Below are 24994 nucleotides of genomic sequence, written 5' to 3' on the forward strand. Positions count from 1 at the left end.
TTCATCGCTTCTGTTGCCGTGCATCCGGCAGGTGATCCGCGCCGTCGCTCAGATATTTCTGATGCGCCGCCGCCAGTGCGGTTTCGTACACGACGCGCACCGGCAGTCGCTTCTCCTCGGCGAGTCTGCGACAGTCTTCGTATTCCGGCATCGCGCCCAGCACCCGCCCGCCCCAGCGCTTCAGCTTCACCGGGATCAGTCCAAAACCCGTGTGGACGCTCGCGGTTTCGCGTTCGGCCTCGTAGCGCTGCACGGGGAAGCACCGCACGCCAAGCGTTGTCGTCTCACGAATGATCGCATCCGCCAGCGTCTGCTGCTGCGACTGCCGCGCCAGCGCCGCCAGCACCACGCCCGGCCGACCCTTCTTCATCTGCACCGGAGTGAGCCACACGTCGATCGCCCCCGCCGCCAGCAGTTTTTCAACCAGCGATGCATAGAGCTGCGGGTTCATGTCATCGATGTTGGTTTCGAGCTGCACGAGCTGCGCCGTCGAGTCCGCCTCGCCCGCGTCCGTTGCCTGTTCCACGCCCAGCCACAGCCGCGCCACATTCGGCCAGTCAAAGTCCTTCTTTCCCGCTCCGATGGCGATGCGATGAAGGCGCATCTGCGGCTGCGCGAATCGCGCCAGCTCGCAGACGATCGCCGCTCCAGTGGGCGTGACCAGTTCCCCCGGCCCGGGCGCAGGGCGAGTGGGCGCCCCGGCCATCGACATCAGCTCCAAGGTCGCCGGCGCCGGCAACGGCATCTTCCCGTGCGCGCAATCGATCCAGCCATGCCCCGCCGGCAACGCAGAGCAATACAGCTTCTCGATTCCCAGCTCGTGCAGACCCATCGCGGCGCCGACGATGTCCACGATCGCGTCCAGCGCCCCCACCTCATGAAAGTGAATCTGCTCTACGGTCGTGCCGTGCACCTTCGCCTCGGCCCGGGCAAGCCGCGTGAAGATCGCGATGGAACGATCCTTCACCGGTCGCGGAAGGTCGGAGCCTTCGATGATCTGACGGATGTCATGCAGATTGCGATGAACGTGTGCGTGGGTGTGATGATGGTGATGATCATCGTGGTGGTGATGATGGTGATGATGATGATCGGATTGCCCGGGCGCGTGCTGATGATCGTGTGTATGCGCCGCGAGGACGAACGGATGTGGCGGCGGGCCTTCGGCGACGCGCACATCAACCAGCATCGCCCGCAATGAGCCTTTCATCACGCTTCGCGCATCCACTGCCCAGTCCTGCGACGGAAGTCTCAGTCGCGTCAGCGTCGCGCGGAGCTGGTCGATCGTCCAGCCCGCATCGATCAGGCAACCCAAAAACATGTCTCCAGAAATGCCGGAGCAAAGATCCAGATATCCGATCATCGAGCTTGTCCCAGCGTCAGTTGTATCAGCACCTGATCCTGCGGATCAGGTTCGCGGCGGAAGCCGCTCAGGTCCAGCGTGACATGCTTATATCCCGCGGCGCGAATGCCCTGGATGATAGGCTCGCGCAGCTCGATCGCCCGAGGCAGATCCGCAACGGGCAGTTCGATCCTGGCCACATCCCCGTGATGCCGCACGCGAAACTGCCGGAATCCAAGCTCGACCAGCACATCCTCGGCGCGCTCGATCTGGCGGAGAAGCTGGGGCGTGATCGTCGTACCCGTGGGCACGCGCGATGAGAGACACGCCATCGCCGGCTTGTCCCACACTGGCAACCCCAGATGCCGTGACAAGGCCCGCACCTGGGGCTTGGTGATCTCGGCCTCGATCAGCGGCGAGCGCACCGCATGATCACGCGCAGCGATCATGCCCGGGCGATCGTCGCCGAGGTCGCTGGCGTTGTTGCCGTCCACGATCGCCGCAAACCCCTCGGCGGCGGCGATTTCCGCCAGCCGGTCGTACAGGTTGGTCTTGCAGTAAAAGCAGCGGTTGTGGGGGTTGGCGGCGTAGCGCGGATCCAGGTGCTCGGTGGTCTCGACCAGCCGATATCGCACACCCAGACGTTGCGCCAGCTCGATGGCATCGCGCATCTCGCGGGCCGGATAGCTGGGCGAGATGCCGATGCACGCCAGGGCGCGATCGCCAAGCTCCCGGTGCGCCACCGCCATCACCAGCGCGCTGTCCACGCCGCCGGAGTATGCGACCAGCACCGATCCCATCTGGCGAAGAATCGTTCGCAGTCGATCGAGCTTCTCTTGCAGAAGGTGATTCATCTCAGGTGTCGGCGTCGCGGTTGTCGCGATGCGCCAGGTTGTTGATCCGCGCCGCCAGGCACGCGGCGCCGAAGCCATTGTCGATGTTCACCACCGCCAGACCCGATGCGCAGGAGTTCAGCATCGCCAGCAGCGCCGCAAGACCGCCCAGACCCGTGCCATAGCCGATGGAGGTTGGCACGGCGATCACCGGACAGGAGACCAGACCGCCAATGACGCTGGGCAGCGCGCCTTCCATGCCGGCGACGGCGACGACGACGTTGGCGGACTGGATCGCCGGCAGCTCGCCCACCAGCCGGTGCAGCCCCGCCACGCCAACGTCATAGATTCGCCGCGGCGCATGTCCCATCAATTCCAGGGTGACGCCCGCCTCCTCGGCAACGGGCAGATCAGCAGTACCGGCGGCAACCAGCACCACGCCGTTGCGTCGCGGCCGCGGCTGGCGGTCCAGCCAGATCATCCGCGCCAGCTCGTGATATTCCAGCCCCTGCACGCGACTGGCCGCCGCTTCGTACTGCTGGCGAGTTGCCCGCGTGCCCAGCAGCCGATCATGGCGCTGCGCGAGCCGGGCGACAATCTCCGCCACCTGGGCCGGCGTCTTGCCGGCACAATAGACGACCTCTGTGAATCCCTGCCGAAGCGCGCGATGGTGGTCCAGTCGGGCAAAGCCCAGATCCTCCACCTGCATCGCCCGCAGCCGCGACAGCGCATCCTCCACGCTTCGCCGCCCGTCGGCAACTTCATCCAGCAGACCACGGATCGTCGCTTCGTCCAGCATCGGAGTCTGGGCATTATAGCCCGATGCGCGATCGTGTGGTGATTTGCATTCGACACAGAACCTACGCACAATGCGCTGCTGATGCAGGCGTTGCTGGAAGAGATCGTCCGCCGCTGCTGTCAGGCCGGGGAGAAGGTCGTGCTCTGCACGGTCGTGGCGACGCGCGGCAGCACGCCTCAGGAAAAGGGCGCCAAGATGCTGGTGCTGGCCGACGGGCGCACGATCGGCACGCTGGGCGGCGGGTGCGTCGAGGCGGAGGTGCGAAAACGCGCGCTCGAGCTGCTTGCGGCAGGATCCTCCCAACTGCTGGAGTTTCGCCTCGACCACGACTTTGGGTGGGACGACGGGCTGATCTGCGGCGGGGTGATGGAGATCTTCGCCAGCGTGATCGACCGCGCTGCCGCCCAGCCGTTTGCGGCGATGCTCCAGGATGTCCGCCGCAAGATCCCCACGACTCTGCGAATCCCCTACGAACAGGCCGGATGCACCAGGGAATACGTCGAGGAGATCGGCCCGCCGCCCAGGCTCCTGATCGCCGGCGCGGGACATGTCGGGCAGGCGCTGGGCGAGCTTGCGGCCAGGCTCGACTTCGACGTCATCGTCATCGACGACCGCGCCGACTTTGCTTCCGAGCAGCGATTCCCCCACGCCAAGCAGCGGATTGTTGGCGACATCGAGGCCGAACTCCGCAAGTTTCCGATCGACGCCGGGACCTATGTCGTTATCGTTACCCGTGGTCACCGTCACGACGGCCAGGCGCTGCACGCGGTGATCGACTCGCCGGCCAGGTACATCGGACTGATCGGCTCCAGGGCGAAGATCAAGCTGATCTTCGATGATCTGGCCGCCAGGGGCGTCTCGGCGCAGAAGCTTCTGCGAGTGCATGCCCCGATCGGTTTGAACATCGGCGCGGTGAGCGTGCCGGAAATCGCGGTGAGCATCGCCGCCGAGCTGATCGCCGTCCGCCGCGGCAGAGACGACTTGCCCGCCTCGCCGATGCGCCTGCCGCGCGACGAGCTGGAGCGCTGGTTGAATCGTAGCGCAACGTGAGATTCGAGAAGTGAGAGATGAGATCCGAGACCGGAGATGAGAGACCACGGATCTGAGGCGCGACGCGCCTCCGCCTTCTCATCTCTGATCGGTCATTTCTCTTTGTCTTCCCTGTCGGCAAAGGAGTGCCACCCGTGGCTGGCGAAACGGAGCTGCACAAGACGCTGAAGAAGGAAGCCTGCCGCTGGCTGTTCCGGATGGGGTATCGATGCATAGCGGCGGAGGTTCGTCTGCCTCCACTGGGGATTATCGACGCCGTCGGCAGCGGGATCTTCCGCCCGTGGCACAACTACCTGCATCTGCCCCGCGAGCTGCCGCAGGTCTGCTTCATCGAGTGCAAGGCGTCGCGGAGCGATTTCACCCGCGATCTGAGCAACGACGGGCAACTGATGCTGTGCATGATGGAACGAGCCCGCAATCTGCGGAGCCGGAGTCGGCGAAAGCCGCGCAGGCAGCTTCGACAGGCACTGGGGCTGGGGAAGTTCGACGCGTGCCTGGCCCAGCCTATGGCCAACCTGCACTACATCCTCGCACCCGCCGAACTGATCAAAAAAGCCGACCTGCCCCCGCGATGGGGGCTGCTGAGCTTCGGCCCGGCGGGCGTGACGGTCGTCGTCCGTGCGCAATGGCAGGAGCTGTCACAGCCGGCGTATGTCGAGTCGGCCATCGCCCGCACCCTTACCGGCGACATCTATCGCGCCGACGACCGCGCGATCAACTCGATCAATCGGGAGATCTTCGCCCAGCAGCAGGAACTGGCCGAGCGAATCCGCTCGATCCGCCCGCGCGCGCTGTTCGACGTCAACCGCGACATCGCCCCGGCGCCCTCCGAGGCCGCCAACCGCGCAACGGCCACAGTGCCACACAGGCCACAGGGGTAGATTGCCTGCTGATTGTGCGCGTCGGAGGCCGGTTCAATAGCTGTGCGGCCCGATCTCGACGCGTCGGCGGAAAGTCCAGTAGACGATCGCGGTATACGTCAGCACCAGCGGCATGCCGATCAGCGCAATGATGAACATGATCCACAGCGTCTTGGGACTGGAGGCGGCGCGATAGATCGTCAGGCTGTTGGCCGGGTCGTTCCGCGCCGTCACGAGGTTCGGCCACAGCGCGATGCTGAACAGCGTCACCAGGGCGATGATCGTGATGCAGCTCGAGATAAACGCCTGCCCGGGCCTGTCGTGGTAGACCGTGCGGGGGATGTTCGCCACCGCCAGAACATTGACCAGCACCACGATCGCCGCCCAGGGGGCGCGCTCGAAGTTGGGCACAGCCTGTCGGACGGCCACGAGCGTGTAGATCGTCGTCAGAACGTAGACAACCAGAAAAATCCCCCAGGTGTGCCAGATCCATTGCCCGATGCGCCGGTGCAGCTCTCCCTGCGGTACCTTCAGGTACAGGTACAGCGCGCCGTGCATGGCGAACATGGCGATGGTCAGCAATCCCACCATGATCGGATATGGCCCAAGCAGATCGGCGGTGCTGCCCACGAATACGCCGCGCTCATTCAGCGGGATGCCGATCATGCCGTTGCCCACCGCCACGCCGAACAGAAACGTCGCCAAGAGGCTGGAGGCGAAGAATCCCCAGTCCCAGGCGTGACGCCAGGCCGGCGAGGCGATCTTGCTGCGGAACTCGATCGAGGCGGCGCGAAAGATCAGCGCGAACAGCAGCAGCATGAACGCCACGTAGAAGCCGGAAAAGATCGTCGCATACGCCTCGGGAAACGCCGCGAACAGCGCGCCGCCGAAGGTCACCAGCCACACCTCGTTGCCGTCCCAGATTGGCCCGATGGCGTTGATGAAGATGCGGCGTTCGTGATCGCCGCGCGCCAGCGGATGCAGGATCCCCACGCCCAGGTCGAACCCATCCAGAACCGCGTAGCCGGTCAGCAGGATGCCCAGCAAGATGAACCAGACCAGGTGAAGGTCCACGTTGGTCACTCCTTGGCTTCACTCAGCGACGCGTCGTGTTCGGCGCGGGCGGCGGCGGCCTGAACAAAGCCCTCGGCCGTGGTGTGCTCGGGCAGCAGCACCGCCACCGGACCCTTCTGGATCTTATGGTTCAGCACGATCACCCAGATCGCAAACAGCAGCAGGTAGATCAGGCTGAACATGACGATCGAGGCCAGCACCTGACCGCCGCTCAACGCTTCGGACACTCCATGTCTGGTGAGCAGGCCTTCCTCCAGGCGATACTGGATCATGCCGCTCGAATCCAGCAGCGGCGCACCCGTCGCGTCGGTGAGGACGCGCGGATGTACGACCCAGGGCTGGCGTCCAACCTCGGCGGCGACCCACCCCAGCTCGTTGGCTACGAAGCCGAGCACAACCGTGAAAACGAAGACCCACATCAGCCATCGCTTCTGAAACAGCGTGCCGCGCCATCGCAGAAACGATGCGAAAAGCGTCAGCACGATCAGGAACACTCCGATCCCGACCATCAGGCGGTAGCTGAGAAACGAAAGCGTCACCGGCGGCCAGTATTCCCCCGGAACCTTGTCCAGCCCGATCACCGGCTCATTCGCATCGCCATGCACAAGGAAACTGAGCATCCCCGGGATCGCGACGTTGAAGCGGGTCTGGCGCGACTCGGGATCCGGCCAGCCGATCAGCGACAGGTCCGCAGGGCCGGTTACGAAATGCCCTTCGAAGGCGGCGAGCTTGGCCGGCTGGTGCCTGGCGACCATCCGCGCATTGGAATGCCCGGAAAAAAGCTGCGCCAGGCTGAAGACGGTGGCGAAGATCAGCGCGCCGCTGAACGATCGTCTGGCAAATTCCTCATGCCGGCCCTTGAGCAGGTAGTAGGCCGAGATGCTCATGATGAACAACGCGCCGAGGATGAACGCGCCGATAAGCGTGTGCGTGAGGCGATTCAGCGTGGAGGGGTTGAACACCAGTTGCCAGAAATCGACGGTCTCGGCGCGCAGGATCGGGTTGCCCGCGTCGTCAAACCACGGCTTGCCGTCCCGCATCATCTGCACGATCCGGTGCCCCGCCGGGGTCTGCTGCCAACTGTTGGCCACGATGATCCAGATCGCCGAGAAGATCGAACCGGCCGCCACCAGCAACGTCGCGATGAAGTGGAACAGCGGGCTGACCTTGTCCCAGCCGAAGACCAGCACCGCCAGGAAACCGGATTCGAGGAAGAACGCGAAGATTCCCTCCGCCGCCAGCGCCGAGCCGAACACATCTCCGACGAACCGGGAATACGCCGCCCAGTTCGTGCCGAACTGGAACTCCATGACGATCCCCGACGCCACGCCCATGGCGAAGGTGACGGCGAACAGTTGGGTCCAGAACCTTGCCGCCGTCTCGTAGATCGCCTGCCGTCGCGCCAGATACATGGCTTCGAGGTAGACCAGCACCACTCCCATGCCGATGGTGACCGGCGGGAAGAGGTAATGAAACATGACGGTCAGGGCGAACTGAATCCGCGAGAGCAGGACAACGTCCAGGTCCATGTCAGGCACCGTTCCGTTTGGCGCGCACAACAGTATGCCATTGCCACCGGCCTCCGCCAGCGGTGCATTCCCTTAACCCCCGGGGCAAATTGTCGCAGGGGCGACGGCGACGCAGCAGCGCACACCCGCCGGGGTTCACCTCTGTATTGGAGCCTGCTGTTGCGTGGTTATGCGGCGGTTGTCCTGGGATAGTAGCAGCGGATCGCACGCGCGATCTGCGCGTGCGAGCTGAGCACGAAGATCGCCTTGCCCCCAAGAATCTTCAGCAGCTCGCGCGCGAGGATCGGATACGCCGCCTCGTCGATCGCCAGCACCAGCTCGTCTCCCAGCGTGCGAATCGGAATGACGTGGAATCGCACTGCAAGCTGCGCCGGAAGCCGCGCCACCGCCTGCGCGTCGATCCCGAATTGATCCAGGTCCACCCGCTGGGGCTGTTCGGCAAGCTGGCTGGACCAGGCACGCCAGACGTGTTCAGGCGAACACAGCCCCAGCTCGATGGCAATATCGCCAAACCGCTTGCCGCTGACTCCCTGCTCGCACAGCACTTCTTCGATGTCGTGCGCGCTCAGCGGCACCATCCCGCTCAGCCGCTCGCCTATGCGCTTGCCGGATTTGGCGTTGGCCATGATGCACGTTCCTCCAGGAAGCCTTTGCCGCCGCTGCATTGCGGCGCAACTGCTCCTTTGTCCAAGTCCCCGGCAAAACGTACGATGGAAGCAGGCAGGCGGCAACCGATCCGCGGGCAACTTCGCCGACGCGCCGCGTAAGGCCGGCGAAGATCTGACGGGCGTGCTGGATCCCCCGCCGCCGCAGCAACCTGCATTATGCGAATCGTGTCCTATAACATTCTTGAAGGCGGCGTGGGGCGGGCCGATCCGCTGGCCGAAATCCTGCTGGCTCAGCGGGCCGACATCGTGGCGCTGGTGGAGGCCGACGACCCGGGCGTGGTGGATCGCATCGCCTCACGCCTGAAAATGGACTACATCCACGCCACTGCCGGACGCACGGGCGCGGCTCTGCTCAGCCGATACGACATCCTCGAAACCATCGATCACGCCGCTCTGGGAAAGCCGGTGGGCAAGGCGCTGCTGGAGGCAGTGGTCAATTCCACGGTTGCTGGGCAGTGGACTGTCGGGGTGGTGCACCTGACACACGGCGCGTACGAGGCCAACGAACAGCAGCGGCAGCAGGAGCTGGCCGTGGTGCTGGACACCTTTGCAGAGCATCGTCGCGCGAATCGCCCGCATCTGCTGGTCGGCGATTTCAACGCCAACGCGCCGTATCAGCAGATCGACCCGCAGCGCTGCAAGCCGTCCACACGTCAGGCGTGGCAGGCCAACGGCCAGCAGATCCCCCGCCGCGTGGTGCAGATGCTGCTCGACGCCGGGTATGTCGACACCCTGCACGCCGTAGACCCCCGCGCCGCCAGCACCGCCGCCAGCTTTACCACCCTCTACCCCGGACAACGAGTCGATTACATTTTTGTCTTCGGCGGCAATGCCGCGGCTAAGATAACCCGGGCCTGGATTGAACAGGATCGCCTGGCCAAATATGCCAGCGATCATTTCCCCGTGGGCGCGGAAATCGTAGTGGATCAGTGATGGGCAGAATCACGAGCTGGCGAACCTTCGCGAACTGGGCCAAGCATCGCCCGCTGACGCTGCGTCTGGCCGACTGGCTGGGGCGCGGACGCGGGCGCTTTCGCTGGCTCGACCTGCTCAACGCCCCGCCACGCCCGCCAAAGATTCCACGGCTGGATCGCTGGCACAGCCACGAGCTGGCCGCCGTCTGGATTGGACACGCCACCGTCCTGCTGCGGATCGGACAGCAGACGATCCTGACCGATCCGGTGCTGTCCAATCGCATTGGTGTGGGGCTGGGCCTGATGACCGGCGGCCCGCGGCGGCATGTCGCGCCTGCGCTGTCCATCCGGCAGCTTCCCAGAATCGATCTGATCCTCGTCTCGCATGCACACTTTGATCATCTGGATCGTCCCACCCTTCAGCGATTGCCCAAGAACATTCCCGTCGTCACCTCACGGCATACGCACGACCTGATCCGTGACCTGGGATTCACTACCGTCATGGAAATGCAATGGGGCCAGCGTCTGCGCGTCGGCGAACAGCTCGAGCTGATCGCCCAGCAGATCGAGCACTGGGGCGCCAGAACCTTCTTCGACCGACATCGCGGGTTCAACGCCTATCTCATCCAGTCGCCACGACATCGCGTGCTCTACGGCGGCGACACCGCCTACCACGAGCACTTCAAGAGCATCGGCAAGGTTGATCTGGCGATCCTTGGCATCGGCGGATACGACCCATACATCCAGGCGCATGCCACGCCCGAGCAGGCATGGCGCATGGTCGATCATGTCCGCGCCGACTGGGTGCTGCCGATGCACCACAGCACGTTTCGCCTGAGCCACGAGCCGATGGCCGAGCCGCTGGAGCGACTGCTCGACGCCGCCGGCAACGATGCCTCGCGCATCATCGTCCGCCAGATCGGCGACATGTGGTCGGCCAACTGATCCGGCGCTGCGCTTGCGCCTCAGCTCGATAACACAAGCTTTCGTGTCCGAGCCCGTCTGGGAAATGCGGCGGTCTTTCGTGTCACGCGCGTCTGGCTCATGGTCGAAATACTTGCACGGACGAGACGCCCGTGACACGTCCCAGCCAACTGTGGCATGGTCGTCCCGGCCATGCAGAGTGCGCTCGAGTTCGAAAAGCTGATCTTCGGACCCCTCATCACTTCATGCCCCTCATCACGGGCCCGACGCCTGTGGCACAGGCAGCCATTCTTCCTGCCGTCGCTGCTGCGCAGGCCGGACCGCACACCGGCGATTTTTCGCTTGCCACTCGACGCCTGCCGCGATAGGGTGCTGTTGGCCGATCGGGCGGCCAACGGTCCGCGTGAAGGGTTTTACCCGCCCGTCACACATGTGCGATATAGCCTTCTTTCCGCCCGTGAACCGCGGACGCCGGGCATGCTGGAAGGAAGGTCTCTCATGCCGCAGCGCGATCAACGTTCCGATTCGGCGCCACGTTCCGAGCCGCCTGTGCCCAACCTCCAGTGGTGTCGCAAGGCAGCAAAGAAGATGCTCCTGGAGCTGCGTCGCCAGGACCCTGCCGCGCGCCTGGCCGACGCACAGCTCCTGGTCGCCCGACAGCATGGCTTTGCAAGCTGGCGAAAGCTACGGGCGCATCTGCACAGTACACGCAAGGACATGGCTGGCTCAACCACAGCGGCTGCGCGTCCCGAGCTTGTTGACGAGTTCATCATCGCCGCAACAGTCGATCCCGAGCATGACCATCGTCAGGGCAGCCTTCATCGCGCCCACGAGTTGCTCGACGAACATCCGTGGATCGGCGATGCAAACCTGTTGGCCGCGTGCGTGCTTGGCCGGGCCGAGCGCGTCGGCCAGTTGCTGCGAGACGACCGCTCGCTGGCCACAGCAGCCGGTGGGCCGCGAGGGTGGACGCCGCTGCTGTACCTGTGTTTTTCCCGATACCTCAGACTGTCCAGAGACCGCTCCGGCGACTTCGTTGATGCGGCCAGACTGCTGCTGGATGCCGGGGCAGATCCCAACAGCTTCTTCGAGGCGCGCGCTGGAACGCACATCGAACGCGAAACGGCGCTGTACGGCGCCTGTGGCGTGGCCAATGATCCGAACCTGACCGCACTGCTGCTGGATCGCGGCGCCATCCCGACCAATCCCCCCGATAATGAATCACTCTACCATGCGACCGAGTTTGCTGACCATGCCTGCCTGCGACTGCTGCTGGAGCGAATCCCGCCGTCTTCCTGGCTGAATTACTGCATGTGTCACATGATGGATCGTGAAGACCCGGCCGGGCTGCGGCTGTTCTTGGATCACGCCGCCGACGTGAACTGGCTGATCGACCGCGGCCAGCCGCGCGGCTGGCGCCCGCTGCATTTCGCCATCGATCGCAACCGCAGCGCGACCATCATCGGCATGCTGCTCGATGCCGGAGCCGATCCCAACCTGCCCGACGCCAATGGCGTTACGCCCTATGAGCTTGCCACCCGGCTCGGCGATGCCCAGGCCGCCAGCCTGCTGCTTGATCGGGGCGCCTCGGGTGTGTTGACGCCGACCGAGGCCATTCTCGCGGCGATTGTGTCCGGCGACGAAGCCCGCGCTCGACGCCTGCTCGGTGATAACGTGAAGGGCTTTGTCGATTCTCTCTCGCCGCAGCAGCGACAGGCCCTGCCTCGCGCCGCCGCCAACGGGAATCTTCAGGCCGTCATGCTCATGCTTGATCTCGGCTTCGACATCGACACCAAAGGAAGCTGGGGCGGCAGCGCGATTCACCAGGCGGCGTGGAACGGACACGTCGAGATCGTCCGCCTGCTGATTGCACGCGGGGCGCGACTGGACTTGAAGCAGGACTTTGGCGGCGACGCGCTGAGCACCGCCATCCACGGCGCCGGTCACGCCGGACACGACAACGGACCGGCCATTGTCGAGCTGATCGCCCGCGCCATGCCCGCTGGCGACTTGTCCCTCTAGATGGAGCAGGCGCGCCGCGAAGCCCCGCCCGCCGTGGCACAGGTTCTGCAAAACAAAAAGGGGTCGGGAGTCTTTTCGGAACCCTGAAAAAAGACTCCCGACCGGCTCAGTCTCGACCCTCTCCAAGTTCGGCGCATGTTCGGTAGCGCCACGCCGATGCAGTGGGTACAAGCTGCGGGATGGAAACATCTCGATCACCATGGAAGGTCCTGCGGCAGGCCCATGAACTGGCCCTCCGCGTCTGGCCGGCCTACTCCTGCGACTGCAGCCGCCACGACTTCACGCTCCCGCAACTCTTCGCCTGCCTCGTTCTGCGCGAGCAGCTCAAGCTCAGCTATCGCAGGGCCGAGCAACTGCTGCGCGACTCGCCGCAGTGGCTGGCCGACCTCGGCATGTCCCGCGCCCCGGATCACAACACCCTCTGGCGGGCCTTCGGCACGCTTCTCAAGACCCGGCGCGTCAACCGCATGCTCGACCTGCTGGCCCAGCTTGCCGCCAAGGCCAAACTGCTGCGTAAGCTCGACTCGAGCAAGCCGCTGACCCTCGACAGCACCTGCTACGAGGCGCGTCACCGCTCACGCCATTACGACCGCGTCTGCCGCAAGATGCTCCTGCGCGATGGCGGCAAATACACCGAAAAAACCGATGCAGACGAGGTCAATCGCTCACGCTCGCGCCGGGCCCGGCAGATGCCGAAGCTGGCCCTGGCGGTGGCCTCGGCCTGTCACCTCATCCTGGCGGCGCGGGTTCATATCGGCTGCGGGTCCGATGCGCCGGACTTCGCGCCGCTGTTGTACCATGCGTGGCGGCGGGCCAATGTGAACGTCGTCGTCGCCGACGCTGGATACGACTCAGAGGCCAACCACCGCAGCGCCCGCCTGGACATGGGTGTGCGCTCGGTGATTCCCACGGGCATCGGGCGGCCGTCGAGCAAGCCGCCCGGCGGTCGATATCGCCGGCTGATGAAGCAGCGGTTTGCCCGCAAGGCGGACCGGCGAACCTACGGCCAGCGAGCGCAGAGCGAGACGGTCAACAGCATGATGAAGCGGAACTTTGGCGATGCCCTGCGTTCCGTGCAACGCCGCCGTCGCCGGCAGGAGATGCTCTTGCGGACCCTGACGCACGACATCATGATCTACGCCAATTATGAGGGTCGAGACTGAGCCACTCCCGACCCCTTTTCGCCACCTGCGCCGATCTCCGCTCGCCGCGGAGTTGCCGGCGAACTCACGATGCGCCCGGTGTGGCGTCGGAATCGGACGAACCGCTCGGCCCCGGGGATTCGCCCCCGGATGATCCTGCCCATACCGTCACCTCGGCGCTGTCCGATGCCTCCTGCTGCGGGTGATCCGGCTGAACGCCCTGATCCGGATGATCCGCCGCTTCGGAACTTGTCTCCGGCTCGGGCGGCGGAGTCATGGAGTTCAGCACGTCCACGGCGTTTTCACCCCGTCGCGGCGCGGCGGCGATCTGCCGGGGCTTTCGTGGACGGCTCGTCTTCGGCGGCTTTTTCCTGTGAACCGCGGCTTCCGGCGGCAGATCCTGCGGAATGTACAGAATCCGCCGACAGCTTGGGCAGAACACCAACTCGTCACGCGAGTGCAGCTTGTTGTAAACGTCTGTGACCAGCTCCATGTTGCACGCCGAGCAGATGTACTCCTCACGGCGAGGATCGGGCTTGGCAATTGGCGCCAGCGCCTCGCCGTCGTGGTGCTCGGCCAGGCGGTCGTAAATCTCCAGGGCCTTGGGCGGCACCGCCTTCCGCGCCTCGTCGCGGGGAACGCGCAGCGCCTCCACCTCCGCCTGAAGCGCGGCCAGCTTGTCGCTGATTCCCTCCCTGAGGCTGGCCAGCTTGCTGCGCTCGGCCTCGAGCTGCGACGCCAGCTCCGCCAACTGCTTCTGCCCGCGCTCCACCTGCTCCATCAGCTTGATCAGCTCGTCCTCGATCTTGGCCTTATCCACCTTCTCGGTGTTGATCTCCACCAGGAACGCCTGATACTCCTTGTTGGTCTTGGCCTGCTGCTGCTGAAGGCGGAGTTTTTCGATGTGCGCCTCGCGGCTTTTCAGATCCAGCTCGACCTGCCCGGCCTTGGCGCGCGCCTCCATGAGCGTGGCACTGGCCAGGCGATGCTTCTCCACCAGGTCGCTCACGCGGCGTTCCTGGACGCGCACATCCCTGCTGGCTGCCTCGAGCCTGGCCTGCGCCGCTCGCATCCGCTGATCTGCTTCAAACAGCTTGACCAGGGCGATGTTGGTCGGACCCATGAATGGACACCTCGACTGTGAGTGTTTCAAAGATCGCTGTTCCGCCCGTCGCTGTACTGCGCACGCCGGTCGGAAGAATACCTCATTATGCGGATTTGCCCCACCGTGAAAAGGGCAAGAGCCTGCGATAACTCGTCGCGGTGCTGTGCATTGACTCCGAATCGAGCAAACCAGCTGCGGTTCGGTCGTCATTGCGCTGCCCCGCCTCATCCGGCGCGACGCGCTCACTCGAAACTCGCGATCCACTCGTCAGCAAGTGCAGCGTGCGGCTGGCCGGAGTGCACGAGCTGGATCACGTAGACCCCGGCGGCCCTGGCGGCGGCAACGCCGGTTTCGCTGTCCTCGATCGCGCATGCCTGCCCGGCCCCCACGCCCAGCTCCGCCAGCGCACGCAGGTACAGCTCCGGCGCGGGCTTGTGCGCGACGCCGTCGGACCTTCCCACCACCACGGAAAACAGCGACGACAGGCCGACATATTCAAGTCGCCGGCGAAGCTGCCTGACGTCGCAGCTCGAGCAAATCGCCAGCCGGTGCGTCCGCGCCAGCGACCGCACGAATCGATCCACGCCCGGAACCAGCCGCAATTCTCCCGCAGCCTCCATTTCTGCTTCGATTTGCCACTTCCGCTGCACACATCGCCGCGGATCATGTCCGGGAAAGAGCAGCGGCGCCAGCTCGATATCCACCCGGCCCGCTATTTGCTCGACGGGAATCCGGCAGTCGCCAAGCCCCAACTCACGTCCGACGCGTGTCCACGCCCGCGCCTGCAACGTCTCCGAATCCACAATCACCCCATCGAAATCGAAGATCACCGCACGAAATCTACTCAAGTCGATCATGCCGGGCATCGCCTTTCGCCATGGCCGAAAAATCGATGGACAATCATACTCGACACGCTCGAATCTGAACCGATCCCCGTTGTGATGGTGCCATGCTTGGCCGAGGTGGCCATGGCATCACGCACGCATCCGCATCGCTTGTTGGGCAGCGAGGCGACAACAGTCACGCCGGCGCGCCTCGATGCGGTGCACACTCCACAGATTTTTGCATAATGTGGAGCTGGCCGGCGAACATGATATCGCCGCCGTCGCCAACGCGATCGACAAATGGATGACCAACGCCAGGGATCCCGGATGAGCCGCGCCTTGCACGCCGCCGCACGAGCCATCAACCTCCAGCCGGTCGTCGGTTCCCGGCTGACGGGTTTTGCGCTTCGCTTCGAGCCGTCGATCGGCGTTCACGATCCACTGATGGCCAGGCTCCTGTTGCTGGATGACGGCGACACACGGCTGGTCTGGATCTCGTGCGACATGATCGGGCTGGACCCGGCCGACGATGCGCAGTTGCGTCAGCGAGTCGCCGGGCGCTTGTCGATCCCGGCCGGCAACGTGCTGGTATCGTGCACGCACACGCACGGCGGGCCGTGCAGCATGCCGTTTCGTGGCATTTTGCGCCAGGCCGATCGAGCCTGGCTTGAGCGAACCTTCGCAGCCATCGCCGACGCCGCCGCGACACTGCCGCAGCGACTGCGCCCCGCGCGTCTGGCGCACGGCCAGACAACCGTTACCGGCATCGGTCACAACCGCCAGGATGCAACCTGTCCGATTGACGAGCAGTTGATCGTCGCGCAGGTGCGCGATGCGGACGATCCGAACAGCGTCATTGCGACGGTCCTGAATTATGCGACGCACCCTGTCGTGCTCGGGCCGAACAATCTGCTGTTCACCGCCGACTACGCGGGTTACGCGGCGCGATTCGTCGAGCAGTCTGCCGGCGGGGTCGCGCTGTTCGTCCAAGGCGCTGCCGGGGATGTCAACCCGCTGGTCTGCCGCGACCACCCGCGAGAAGCGTGCACGTTCGAGATGGCCGAGGCGATGGGCGAAGCGCTGGCCAGCGCGCTCAGTGAAGCGCTTGATCGCGCCGCATGGCAGGATCGGATCGCGATTCGCGTGACCGAGCAGCCTGTCGAGCTGCCGCTGGATGCACCGCCGAACAGGGACCAGATCCAGCGACTCAAGGCCGAGCTGCTGGCGCGTCGCGGCCCGCGCGACATGACCCCGACCACGCCTGAAGCGCGATGGGCATTTTTTGAGCTGGACTGGCTGGAGGAGCTGGAACAGGCGCTGGCGCGGGATGCCGTGCCGCGGCGGCTGAGCGTGAACCTGTTGGCCGCGAGGATCGGCGATCTGCTCGTCGTCACGTTTCCCCTGGAGATCTACTCGCAGATCGGTATGGAGCTGCGGGAACAGCTCGCGCCGCGACGCGTCATCATCGCCGGCTACACCAACGGCCTGTTCGGCTACGCCCCCACGGACCGCGCCATCGCTCAGGGCGGCTACGGGCCGGCGCAGTCCTATCGATTTTTCCCTCGCCTGCTGACGCCGATCACCCGCGGCACGCAAGCCGTCCTGGTCCGCGCCGCCAGCCAAATGCTCGCCTCCCTCGGCGCGCCATGAATGATGTGCGTCAAGGGGTCAAGCTCGCGATCATCGCTGGCAGTTTTGCGCATCAGCGCCTGGCGGAACGGGGGCATCGGCAGCGCCTCCGGGTGGCTTTGAAAGTTGCCGTTTCGGGACTCGCCCGCTGTTGCCGGCCGCTCGCTCTCGGGCACTACGACCACCCTCCGGCCGCACGCGTCGATCGGTCGCTCCACTGTGTATCCTGCAAGCTCTCGGCCTCAAGTTATCTACCTTTCATCCGTCGTATCGACGCAGTTGCCTTGAGGCAGGCTCTTGCACCATAATGCGCTTCGAAGATGGCGATGTCATCCTCAGCCAGCGATCAATCATCGCACAACGCCGTTCCGACGGGTCATACCTGCCCGCATGTCGTCGCTGCCGAGAAGCGCGCGGCCATGCTCTCGCTGGGGGTGGGCATCGTGCTGATGCTCATCAAGTTCGTGGCCTACTTCCTGACCGGGTCGGCGGCAATCTTCTCCGACGCGCTGGAAAGCATCGTGAATGTGCTGGCCAGCGGGGTTGCGCTGTATGCGATCATCCTGGCGCACCAGCCCGCCGACCGGGAGCATCCCTACGGCCACGGCAAAGTCGAGTTCCTTTCCGCCGGGTTTGAGGGTGGCATGATCATCCTGGCCGCACTGGTGATCATCACCCGCGCCATTGAAGAGCTGATCAGCGGGCCGGGCCTGCACGAGCTGGATTTCGGATTGACTCTGGTGGGGCTGGCGATGCTGGTCAACGGCGGCGTTGGCGTGTATCTGGTCTGGCGGGGCCGAAAGAGCAACTCGATCACACTCGAGGCCGATGGAAAACACCTGCTCAGCGACGCGATCACCAGTGCCGTGGTACTGGCGGCGCTGGGCGTGATGCGTTTCACCGGCTGGGTCTGGCTCGATCCGATCGCCGCCATTCTGGTAGCACTGTACATCGTCTCGATGGCCGCCGGACTGCTGCGACGCAGCGCCGCCGGCCTGATGGACGAGCAGGACCGCGCCGACGACGCGATGATTCGCGGCATCCTCGACTCGCACCTCGCCCCCGACGGGCGCCAGCCGCTGATCTGTTCCTACCACAAGCTTCGCCATCGCCACAGCGGACGATATCACTGGGTCGATTTCCACATCATGGTGCCCGGCAAGTGGGACGTGGATTACGGCCACCGCGTCGCCAGCGCCATCGAGTACGAGATCGAGCTTGCCCTTGGCCAGGGTAATGCCACCGCACACGTCGAGCCATGCACCGGCGATGGATGCGAAGCCTGTGCAGCCGCGGCCCAGGCCAATGTGGAGCTGCAACAGCCGCAGCTTCGGTCGTAACACCGACGTCTTTCCGGCCAGGTTGCAATGGCGGGGTGGGTTGACTATATTTTCTCGCCCGCGGAGCCGGCAGATGGCGGGAATTTGCCGCGGGCCGGCGGACGCGCCTGGAACGCCAGCGCCCTACAGCAGCCAGACGGTCAGAAAGGTCACGGATATGCCACGCGTTTGTCATTTCACGGGTAAGAAGACCAGCTTCGGCAACCAGGTCACGCACCGTGGCAAGGCCAAATACCTTGGCGGGGTCGGGACCAAGGTGACCGGCGTGACGCCTCGAAAGTTCAAGCCCAACATTCAGCGGGTGCGGGCGGTGGTGAACGGTCGGGTGATGCGGATCAAGGTCAGCACCAAGGCCATCCGCAACGGTCTGGTGGTCAAGCCCGTGCGCCGCAAGGTCACTCCCACGACCTCTGCCCCCACTACGGCATAAGACGAACCGTCCAGAGTGCAACTCGCATTTGCCATCGTAGTCATTGCCATCTGGCGGTGTGAGTGGCGGAGTTGTCTGCCACACGGCCCATCGACCACTCACCGATCCGTACCCGTCCCGTAGCCGGCGTTTCACATTGCCAGTTTGCTCCGGACGCGCCCGGGCTCGTCAATGGGTTGCCTTCTCCGGTGCCGCCGTTGCACGATTTTCGTGGAACCACAGCCAACAGCGCTGCATGATATGCCGATAACCAGGGGGCGTGAGACCTGGTGATGCGGGCAAATACCAAGCACAACGCTGCTGGTAGCGCGGGTCCGGGGATTGTGCGCTGCGCGCATGGAAGTCGGAGGCGGTGTCGCATCGCGGCGGCGTTCACGCTGCTGGAATTGCTCGTGGTGGCTGGCATCGTTGCGGTGCTGCTGGCACTGGTGCTGGCGATGCTGGGCAAGGCGCGCACATCTGCGGGAAACATCCGATGCCTGTCCAACCTCCGCCAGATCGGTGTGGCGTTCACGACATACGCCTCGGATAACCAGGGCCGGCTGCCGGACCCGGCGTCGGCGCAGATGCCCTGGGAGGCGGCGTTGCGAAAGTACCTGGCGACGGCGCGGGTGCTGGAATGCCCCGCCGATCAGGAGGTCTTTCCGGCCATCGGATCCAGTTATGACTGGCGCGACACGGGCGATGAGACGACGACACTGGCCGGACAGATGATCGGCGGCGTCAAGCGTCAGTCCACAGTACTGGCGCTGGAGGCATTGCCCGGCTGGCATGCCAGGGCAAGGATCAACGCCGTGCGGATCGACGGTTCGGCGCACACGATGCCGGCGGATGAGTGCCTGGCGGACTTGCAGACGCCCCTTCGCGGAGAGCCCAGCCAGTCACAGGAGCGGGCAGGCCGGTGAACCGTTGGCCTGGAAGCGTCGGAGGAACAGGCCGTGAGATTGTTGGTTGCCGAAGATCATCCGAACGTTTCGCGCGCTCTTGCGCAGGGGCTGCGTGAGCAGGGATACGCGGTGGACGTGACAGCCGACGGCGGCGAGGCTGAACATCTGATCGCCGCCAATGACTACGATTGCGTTATTCTGGACATGATGCTGCCGGCAAAGGACGGCTGGACGATCTTGCGTGAGATCCGTCGCCGCGGAATCCAAACTCCGGTGTTGTGCCTGACTGCGCGGGATGCGGTGGAGGACCGAGTCCGCGGACTGGATCAGGGCGCTGATGACTACCTGACCAAGCCATTTGCCTGGGAGGAACTGGTGGCCAGGGTCAGGCGGCTGGTGCGGCGGCGGCATGGACTGAGCCGCGAGACGATTTGCGTCGGCGATCTGGAGCTGGACACCGTCGCGCGGACGGTACGCCGCGGCGGACGACTCATCAACCTCACCGCCAGGGAATACCAACTTCTGCACTACCTGGCCGTGCGGGCCGATCAGGTCGTGTCCCGCAGCGACATCTGGGAACATCTGTATGACCAGGACGATCAATCAACGAGCAACGCGGTCGACGTGTACATCGCGCAGCTCCGCAAGAAGATCGACCGGGACTTTGAGCCGAAGCTGATCCACACCCGTCGGGGAATGGGGTACATGCTTTCAGCGACGGTGGCGACCTGTGGGCCGGATGCGGAGGATCAGCCGTCATGACCCGACGCATCGCCATCGCGATTCTGCTGACGGCGTGGGCGGCGCTGCTGGCGGGCGCAGTCGGCACCTACCTGGCGGCCAGACGGGCACTGCTGGCGGAATTGGACGAGGCGTTGATCGGTCGAGCGGCGGCGTTGCCGAGGCTGCTCGGCGTGGAGGCAAGCCCCGCAGGCGCTGCGGGCGTTTCGCCGCTGATCCCGACGGGCGATCGATACCTCATTCGCGACGCCCTGGGTCGCGTGGTGGCACGACCGCCAGCCGATCTGGGCAACGCGCCCCGACTGGAGGTCATCAGCCGCAACTTTGCTCAGGTCGGCGACGGCACGCGGGTGCGTAACATCGCGGTGCGGATTCGGCCCGACGGGGTAAAACGCGACGGCCGTGGCGGCGATGCGGTCACAATTGTCTACAGCGGTTCGGCGCAGAACATCGATCGGCTGCTGTCTCGCCTGGCGGGGTTGCTGGCGATGGTGGGGATCATCAGCGCGGCCCTGACGGCTCTGGTGGCGATGCGGATTTCGCGGCAGGCGGTCCGCCCCATCCGCGCCGCGGCCGACACCATCGCCAGCATTGACGATTCAACCCTCAATCGAAGGATCGACGTCTCCAGCCTTCCACAGGAGCTGAAGCCGATGGGCGAGCGGCTGAATCAGATGCTCCAGAAACTTGAGCATGGGCTGAAGCAGCGGCAGCGGTTCCTCTGGACCGCAGCACATGAGCTGCGTACGCCGGTGACAGCTCTGCGCACGACGCTTGAAGTGACGCTGCACCGTCCGCGTGCGGCCGCGGAACTGACTGAAGCGATGAGCCGCTGCCTGACAGATGTGCGACAACTGGGGCAGCTCGTCGAGACGCTGCTTCAGCAGGCGCGAATGGAGCAATCCGAATCGCACAGCAGGCTGGAGAGGACAGATCTGGCACAGGTGCTGCACCGCTGCGCCGACGTCGCCGCGGCGCTTGGTGAGGCCCGCGGCATCCGGATCCAGCGGCAGTTTGCCGATCAAATCCCCTGCCGGACCGATCCGCAACGGATTCACAGCATCGTCACGAATCTGCTGTCCAACGCTGTGGAACACAGTCGTGAGGGATCGTCGGTGACGTTGAGTTGCCAGAAGCGCGACTCGGAGGTCGAGTTGACCGTCAGTGACTGCGGCGGCGGCATCGCCGCCGAGCATTTGCCGCACCTGTTCGAGCCGTTTTACCGTGTGGAGTCGGCCGCCCAGGCCGCAGGCGACGGCAAGGGCGCACATCTGGGCATCGGGCTGTTTCTGGTGCAATCGCATGTGAAGGCGTTGGGCGGGCGGTGTGAAGTCGATTCGCAGCCGGGCAAAGGCACCCGGGTACGGGTGATGATTCCTGTGCAGGAGCCGGCGGATTCATCTTCGCCTCATGTTGGCGCGGTATAGTCGATGTTTGGGTCGCTAAGCAGAGCAAATCGCACAGTTCGCGGGGTGCGCGATATGCCAAGGCCGCTGATCAGCCTGATGGTGCTTTTGTTGTGCCTGTTGCTCACGGATTCAACTCCGGCGGTGATCCGCGCACTGCCCGGAACACAGGGATCATACAAGCTGGAATTCCGCGGGGCGTTCACCGGCAGCGGCAACGCCGCGGTGGCTGCCACGTCGGTGACGATCGACGGGCTGGTCAGGGACGCCAGCGGCAACACCGGCAATCTGATCGCCCCGAACCTGACCCTGCGCAATGGGCGATTCCGCGGCACGGGAACGGCGATGGGTCTGCCGATCATACTGTCTGGGCGGGTCGATCCGCCCGCGGATGTGCTGCGGGTCGCGCGACTGGTCTGCACATACCGGACTTCACAGGGGCGCTTTGGCCGGATTGTCGGAACACCGCGTTGAGTGGGTGTGGCGAAATTGCGGCTTTCCAGTTGGCTTCATCTTCCCTTCATGATCAACGGATATAAGGGCACATCTGGCGGGCAGCGTTTCCGCATCGCACCCGCGGCGTCGTTTCCAGTCAGCAGTATCTTGCGGAGAACCAGAAGATGCCCTCGGGCAAACAGCAGGATCCACAGCAAGGGTCGATTGCTGAACGTGCAGATCGTTCTCGCCGCGCGCTCAGCCACCCGGGCCGGCGCGCACGGTTGCGGCAAGCCTGCCCCGCAATCGCCGGGCTGCTGAGCATAGCCAGCTCAACCTGCGCCCTGGCCCAGTCGTATCTCGTGAGCGAAATCGGAACCCTGGGCGGTGCCAGCAGCTTCGGGCGTGACATCAACGATGCCGGGCAGGTCGTCGGGTATTCGACTGATGCCCAGGGATTCGATCGAGCATTCCGCTATGAATCGGGCAACCTGACGGATTTGGGAACGCTGGGCGGATCGGTCAGCTACGCCTTTGCGATCAACAGTTCCGGGCAGATCGCGGGCTATTCACGCACCGCTGCCGGGCTGGAACACGCCTTCCGCTACAGCCAGGGGGTAATGAGCGATCTTGGCACGCTGGGCGGCAACTCAAGCTATGCGTTCGGAATCAACGACAACGGCGAAGTGGCCGGCGGCTCCACCACACGATTCGACCTGGAGTATCGCGCGTTCCGCTGGAGTGGCGGGACGATGAGCAATCTGGGCACGCTGGGAAGCATCTACGGCAGCAGCGAGGCATACGCGATCAACAACAGCGGCGTGGTGGTCGGCTTCAGTGATGCCTTCGACTTCACCGATCGCGCCTTCCGACACACAGGCACTGTCATGCAGGACCTGGGCACGCTCGGCGGAAACTACGCCTACGCGTTCGGCATCAACTCCCTGGGGGTGATCGTCGGCGGCTCGTATGACGCCAATGACATCAACTTTCTGGCGTTCCGCTGGGCCAACGGAACGATGGCCAGCCTGGGCATGCTGAGTGGATTCGCCAGCAGCACGGCGTTTGACGTGAACGACGCGGGAGTGATCGTTGGCCGAGTGGAGCCGCAGTCGCCCGCCGCACCACACGCCTTTTTATATCTGGGCAACACGATGGTGGACCTGAACGATCTGCTCGCCGACGGGTCCGGATGGGTGTTAAACGAGGCGCGGGCGATCAATTCCGGCGGACAGATCACGGGCACCGGAACCTACAATGGCAAGACCCGCGCATTTCTGCTCACGCCCAACGCCAGGTTCTGGTCGAACCCCGCTGGCGGGGCCTTCGCCACAGCCGGCAACTGGTTCGCCCCCGGCGCGCCTGCCGCGGGGCAGAATGCAGCTTTTCTGCTGGATGCCACCTACACCGTCAGCTTCGGCGTCTCTGCGGCCAGCAACCTCGCCAGCGTGATCCGCGGCAACGTCACGTTTGATCTAGGCGGTGCAACGTATGCGGTGTCTCGGCTGGCGGTGGGCAGTCTGTCGGGGAACGCCGCCCGGCTGAATCTCAGCGGCGGAAGTCTGATCGCCGGCGAGATGCGCGTGAATGCAACCGGACTGCTGTCCATCAGCAACGCATCGGTATCCAGCGGACCGGTGAACAACGATGGCCGAATCGAGCAGACCGGCGGCAACGCGTCGGTGGGCGCTTTCAGCGGCAGCGGATCGCTGCTGGTCGGCGCAGGCGCCAGCCTCAGCACCGATCACGTTCGGCAACGCGAGCTGAGTGTCGGGGGATTGGTGTCGATGCGTCCGGGCGGAGGGACCAGCGTCATCCGATCTCTGAGCATCGACGGATCAACGCAAGCCTGGACCGGCCGGCTCGACCTGGCCGATAACGACGCGGTCATCGACTACGATGGTGCCAGCCCAATCCAGACGCTGCAAGACCAGTTGCGAAGCGGCTACAACGGCGGCGCGTGGAACGGTGCGGGGATCTTCAGCACCGCGGCGCAGGCCAACACCGCCTGCGCGATCGGCTACGCCGAGGCATCCGAAGTCGCCGTCTCCTTTCCGGCCAGTTTCTCGGGACAGGTGGTGGACGATACGTCCGTGCTGCTGAAGTTCACGCTGGCCGGCGATGCCAACCTCGATGGCACGGTGAATCTGCGTGACCTGTACGAGCTGGCCGGCCATTGGCAAACCACTGGCCTGTGGACAGACGGCGACTTCGACTACGACGGCATTCTAGGCAAGGCGGATCTGAAGCTGCTGGCGATGAACTGGCAGGCCAGCGACATCAGCGCTGCCCGGGCCATCGCGGAACTGGGTCTGCCCACGGTGCACATTCCCGAGCCGGGCAGCTTCGCCGCGATCGGCGTCGCCTCGGTCAGCCTGTTGCGCGCGTGCCGACACACGCCACGCCCCCGCCGCGATTGCCTGCCAGGCCGCGGCGGGGGCTTTACGCTCATTGAGCTGCTCGTGGTCATCGGTATCATCTCGATCCTCATCGGCATCCTTCTGCCCACGCTGTCCCGGGCACGCGCTCAGGCCAAAAGGATCCAGTGCCAGTCGAATCTCCGCGAGCTTGGCGTGCATCTGCTGGCGTACTCACAGCGATGGAACGGCTGGATTGTCCCGCCGCTGCGAGGTTTTGAAGTCCTGCACGAAGATCGCTGGCCCGCGCACGTGTTCAAGCCGGCGGTCTGGAATCCGCCGGTGCTGCTATGCCCCGGCGACGACAATCCTGACGGTGAGCACTCGTACGTGCTCAATGCCCATCTCGTGGACAAACAGATTCGCCATGGAAGCAGGATTCCCGGCGGAATCAGTCCGTCGGCGGTGGTGCTGGCGGGCGAGAAGGTCGCGTGGCGCGACGATTACTACATGAACCGTCACCCCGACGGGCAAAGCTCGGACTACGCGAGCCTGATCGATCGCCGCCGACACGCACGCAGCAGAGGAATGAACATGCTGTTTCTGGACCTGCACGTCAGCGTGGAGGAGCCGACTTACCGGTTCCCCGGACAACTCGACCCGTGGGATCTGCCGGACAGATGAGC

Annotated in this window: 22 protein-coding genes; 14 read left to right on the forward strand and 8 right to left on the reverse strand. The window is 64.7% G+C overall.

All coding sequences use genetic code 11. From position 1 onward, the window contains the following. Position 1: 1 nt before the first annotated feature. The 3 genes from larC to larB are packed head-to-tail and all read right to left on the reverse strand — an operon-like array spanning position 2 to position 2968. Positions 2-1360, reverse strand: a complete 1359-nt coding sequence (gene larC, locus ACQS5P_RS02345; RefSeq protein ID WP_428939295.1) for a nickel pincer cofactor biosynthesis protein LarC — start codon at positions 1358-1360, stop codon at positions 2-4. Then, positions 1357-2193, reverse strand: coding sequence for an ATP-dependent sacrificial sulfur transferase LarE (gene larE, locus ACQS5P_RS02350; protein ID WP_428939296.1), 837 nt, complete (start codon positions 2191-2193; stop codon positions 1357-1359). Before larE ends, larC begins: the two co-directional genes overlap by 4 nt. Before the next feature lies 1 nt (position 2194). Next, on the reverse strand, positions 2195-2968 hold the full coding sequence (larB, locus tag ACQS5P_RS02355; RefSeq protein WP_428940985.1) for a nickel pincer cofactor biosynthesis protein LarB: 774 nt from the start codon (positions 2966-2968) through the stop codon (positions 2195-2197). An 84-nt stretch (positions 2969-3052) separates the two neighbouring features. Between larB and ACQS5P_RS02360 the strand changes: the two genes are divergently transcribed. Both ACQS5P_RS02360 and ACQS5P_RS02365 read left to right on the forward strand, forming a co-directional pair. Then, positions 3053-4021: an XdhC family protein gene (locus ACQS5P_RS02360; protein ID WP_428939297.1), complete on the forward strand. Its 969-nt coding sequence runs from the start codon at positions 3053-3055 to the stop codon at positions 4019-4021. A gap of 134 nt (positions 4022-4155) precedes the next feature. After that, the gene (locus ACQS5P_RS02365; RefSeq protein ID WP_428939298.1) at positions 4156-4902 is read left to right on the forward strand and encodes a hypothetical protein; all 747 of its coding nucleotides are present in this window, start codon (positions 4156-4158) and stop codon (positions 4900-4902) included. A 33-nt stretch (positions 4903-4935) separates the two neighbouring features. Here ACQS5P_RS02365 and cydB read toward each other — a convergent pair whose 3' ends face one another. From cydB to ACQS5P_RS02380, 3 genes are all read right to left on the reverse strand, one after another. Beyond that, positions 4936-5955 (reverse strand): cytochrome d ubiquinol oxidase subunit II, encoded by a 1020-nt coding sequence (gene cydB / locus ACQS5P_RS02370; RefSeq protein ID WP_428939299.1) that lies wholly within the window; start codon positions 5953-5955, stop codon positions 4936-4938. 5 nt (positions 5956-5960) lie between these two features. Then, on the reverse strand, positions 5961-7484 hold the full coding sequence (locus ACQS5P_RS02375) for a cytochrome ubiquinol oxidase subunit I (RefSeq protein ID WP_428939300.1): 1524 nt from the start codon (positions 7482-7484) through the stop codon (positions 5961-5963). Between the two features lie 167 nt (positions 7485-7651). Then, positions 7652-8110, reverse strand: a complete 459-nt coding sequence (locus ACQS5P_RS02380; protein WP_428939301.1) for a hypothetical protein — start codon at positions 8108-8110, stop codon at positions 7652-7654. Between the two features lie 198 nt (positions 8111-8308). Here ACQS5P_RS02380 and ACQS5P_RS02385 point away from each other — a divergent pair, with 198 nt between their 5' ends. The 4 genes from ACQS5P_RS02385 (at position 8309) to ACQS5P_RS02400 (ending at position 13175) form a co-directional block, all read left to right on the forward strand. Then, a complete protein-coding gene (locus ACQS5P_RS02385; protein WP_428939302.1) occupies positions 8309-9085 on the forward strand; it encodes an endonuclease/exonuclease/phosphatase family protein in 777 nt (258 codons plus the stop codon). Next, entirely contained in the window at positions 9085-10011 is a 927-nt protein-coding gene (locus tag ACQS5P_RS02390) for an MBL fold metallo-hydrolase (RefSeq protein ID WP_428939303.1), read from the forward strand. The genes ACQS5P_RS02385 and ACQS5P_RS02390 overlap by 1 nt, the downstream gene beginning before the upstream one ends. A 477-nt stretch (positions 10012-10488) precedes the next feature. Continuing rightward, positions 10489-12012: an ankyrin repeat domain-containing protein gene (locus ACQS5P_RS02395; RefSeq protein ID WP_428939304.1), complete on the forward strand. Its 1524-nt coding sequence runs from the start codon at positions 10489-10491 to the stop codon at positions 12010-12012. Positions 12013-12191: 179 nt separating this feature from the next. Then, positions 12192-13175 carry a transposase gene (locus tag ACQS5P_RS02400; protein ID WP_428937294.1) on the forward strand — a complete coding sequence of 328 codons (984 nt, stop codon included), beginning with the start codon at positions 12192-12194 and terminating at the stop codon, positions 13173-13175. Between the two features lie 64 nt (positions 13176-13239). On the opposite strand, the gene ACQS5P_RS02405 is transcribed toward ACQS5P_RS02400, so the two are convergent. Both ACQS5P_RS02405 and ACQS5P_RS02410 read right to left on the reverse strand, forming a co-directional pair. After that, positions 13240-14277 carry a zinc ribbon domain-containing protein gene (locus ACQS5P_RS02405; protein ID WP_428939305.1) on the reverse strand — a complete coding sequence of 346 codons (1038 nt, stop codon included), beginning with the start codon at positions 14275-14277 and terminating at the stop codon, positions 13240-13242. A 224-nt stretch (positions 14278-14501) separates the two neighbouring features. Continuing rightward, complete coding sequence (locus ACQS5P_RS02410; protein ID WP_428939306.1) at positions 14502-15116, reverse strand: HAD family hydrolase; 615 nt, start codon at positions 15114-15116, stop codon at positions 14502-14504. 294 nt (positions 15117-15410) lie between these two features. Between ACQS5P_RS02410 and ACQS5P_RS02415 the strand changes: the two genes are divergently transcribed. The 8 genes from ACQS5P_RS02415 (at position 15411) to ACQS5P_RS02450 (ending at position 24992) form a co-directional block, all read left to right on the forward strand. Continuing rightward, positions 15411-16733, forward strand: a complete 1323-nt coding sequence (locus ACQS5P_RS02415) for a neutral/alkaline non-lysosomal ceramidase N-terminal domain-containing protein (RefSeq protein ID WP_428939307.1) — start codon at positions 15411-15413, stop codon at positions 16731-16733. Positions 16734-17038: 305 nt separating this feature from the next. Next, complete coding sequence (locus ACQS5P_RS02420; RefSeq protein ID WP_428939308.1) at positions 17039-18052, forward strand: cation diffusion facilitator family transporter; 1014 nt, start codon at positions 17039-17041, stop codon at positions 18050-18052. 157 nt (positions 18053-18209) lie between these two features. Next, positions 18210-18482 (forward strand): 50S ribosomal protein L28, encoded by a 273-nt coding sequence (gene rpmB / locus ACQS5P_RS02425; RefSeq protein ID WP_428939309.1) that lies wholly within the window; start codon positions 18210-18212, stop codon positions 18480-18482. 395 nt (positions 18483-18877) lie between these two features. Next, positions 18878-19387: a hypothetical protein gene (locus ACQS5P_RS02430; RefSeq protein ID WP_428939310.1), complete on the forward strand. Its 510-nt coding sequence runs from the start codon at positions 18878-18880 to the stop codon at positions 19385-19387. Between the two features lie 33 nt (positions 19388-19420). Next, positions 19421-20131 carry a response regulator gene (locus tag ACQS5P_RS02435; RefSeq protein ID WP_428939311.1) on the forward strand — a complete coding sequence of 237 codons (711 nt, stop codon included), beginning with the start codon at positions 19421-19423 and terminating at the stop codon, positions 20129-20131. Then, positions 20128-21537, forward strand: coding sequence for an ATP-binding protein (locus tag ACQS5P_RS02440; protein ID WP_428939312.1), 1410 nt, complete (start codon positions 20128-20130; stop codon positions 21535-21537). Before ACQS5P_RS02435 ends, ACQS5P_RS02440 begins: the two co-directional genes overlap by 4 nt. A 54-nt stretch (positions 21538-21591) precedes the next feature. Further along, on the forward strand, positions 21592-21990 hold the full coding sequence (locus ACQS5P_RS02445; RefSeq protein WP_428939313.1) for a hypothetical protein: 399 nt from the start codon (positions 21592-21594) through the stop codon (positions 21988-21990). A 323-nt stretch (positions 21991-22313) separates the two neighbouring features. After that, entirely contained in the window at positions 22314-24992 is a 2679-nt protein-coding gene (locus ACQS5P_RS02450; RefSeq protein ID WP_428939314.1) for a prepilin-type N-terminal cleavage/methylation domain-containing protein, read from the forward strand. Positions 24993-24994: the final 2 nt, after the last annotated feature.

It is taken from the genome of Fontivita pretiosa, from assembly GCF_050410795.1.
Classification (GTDB): Bacteria; Planctomycetota; Phycisphaerae; order Tepidisphaerales; family Tepidisphaeraceae; genus Fontivita; species Fontivita pretiosa.

What these genes read in the sequence shown, in the direction of transcription:
- larC (WP_428939295.1), bottom strand. Translation starts at nt 1,360, where the DNA reads ATGATCGGATATCTGGATCTTTGCTCCGGCATTTCTGGAGACATGTTT.
- ACQS5P_RS02445 (WP_428939313.1), top strand. Translation starts at nt 21,592, where the DNA reads ATGCCAAGGCCGCTGATCAGCCTGATGGTGCTTTTGTTGTGCCTGTTG.
- larE (WP_428939296.1), bottom strand. Translation starts at nt 2,193, where the DNA reads ATGAATCACCTTCTGCAAGAGAAGCTCGATCGACTGCGAACGATTCTT.
- rpmB (WP_428939309.1), top strand. Translation starts at nt 18,210, where the DNA reads ATGCCACGCGTTTGTCATTTCACGGGTAAGAAGACCAGCTTCGGCAAC.
- ACQS5P_RS02380 (WP_428939301.1), bottom strand. Translation starts at nt 8,110, where the DNA reads ATGGCCAACGCCAAATCCGGCAAGCGCATAGGCGAGCGGCTGAGCGGG.
- ACQS5P_RS02390 (WP_428939303.1), top strand. Translation starts at nt 9,085, where the DNA reads ATGGGCAGAATCACGAGCTGGCGAACCTTCGCGAACTGGGCCAAGCAT.
- ACQS5P_RS02385 (WP_428939302.1), top strand. Translation starts at nt 8,309, where the DNA reads ATGCGAATCGTGTCCTATAACATTCTTGAAGGCGGCGTGGGGCGGGCC.
- ACQS5P_RS02440 (WP_428939312.1), top strand. Translation starts at nt 20,128, where the DNA reads ATGACCCGACGCATCGCCATCGCGATTCTGCTGACGGCGTGGGCGGCG.
- ACQS5P_RS02375 (WP_428939300.1), bottom strand. Translation starts at nt 7,484, where the DNA reads ATGGACCTGGACGTTGTCCTGCTCTCGCGGATTCAGTTCGCCCTGACC.
- ACQS5P_RS02420 (WP_428939308.1), top strand. Translation starts at nt 17,039, where the DNA reads ATGTCATCCTCAGCCAGCGATCAATCATCGCACAACGCCGTTCCGACG.
- ACQS5P_RS02405 (WP_428939305.1), bottom strand. Translation starts at nt 14,277, where the DNA reads ATGGGTCCGACCAACATCGCCCTGGTCAAGCTGTTTGAAGCAGATCAG.
- ACQS5P_RS02395 (WP_428939304.1), top strand. Translation starts at nt 10,489, where the DNA reads ATGCCGCAGCGCGATCAACGTTCCGATTCGGCGCCACGTTCCGAGCCG.
- ACQS5P_RS02410 (WP_428939306.1), bottom strand. Translation starts at nt 15,116, where the DNA reads ATGATCGACTTGAGTAGATTTCGTGCGGTGATCTTCGATTTCGATGGG.
- ACQS5P_RS02360 (WP_428939297.1), top strand. Translation starts at nt 3,053, where the DNA reads ATGCAGGCGTTGCTGGAAGAGATCGTCCGCCGCTGCTGTCAGGCCGGG.
- ACQS5P_RS02415 (WP_428939307.1), top strand. Translation starts at nt 15,411, where the DNA reads ATGAGCCGCGCCTTGCACGCCGCCGCACGAGCCATCAACCTCCAGCCG.
- ACQS5P_RS02400 (WP_428937294.1), top strand. Translation starts at nt 12,192, where the DNA reads ATGGAAACATCTCGATCACCATGGAAGGTCCTGCGGCAGGCCCATGAA.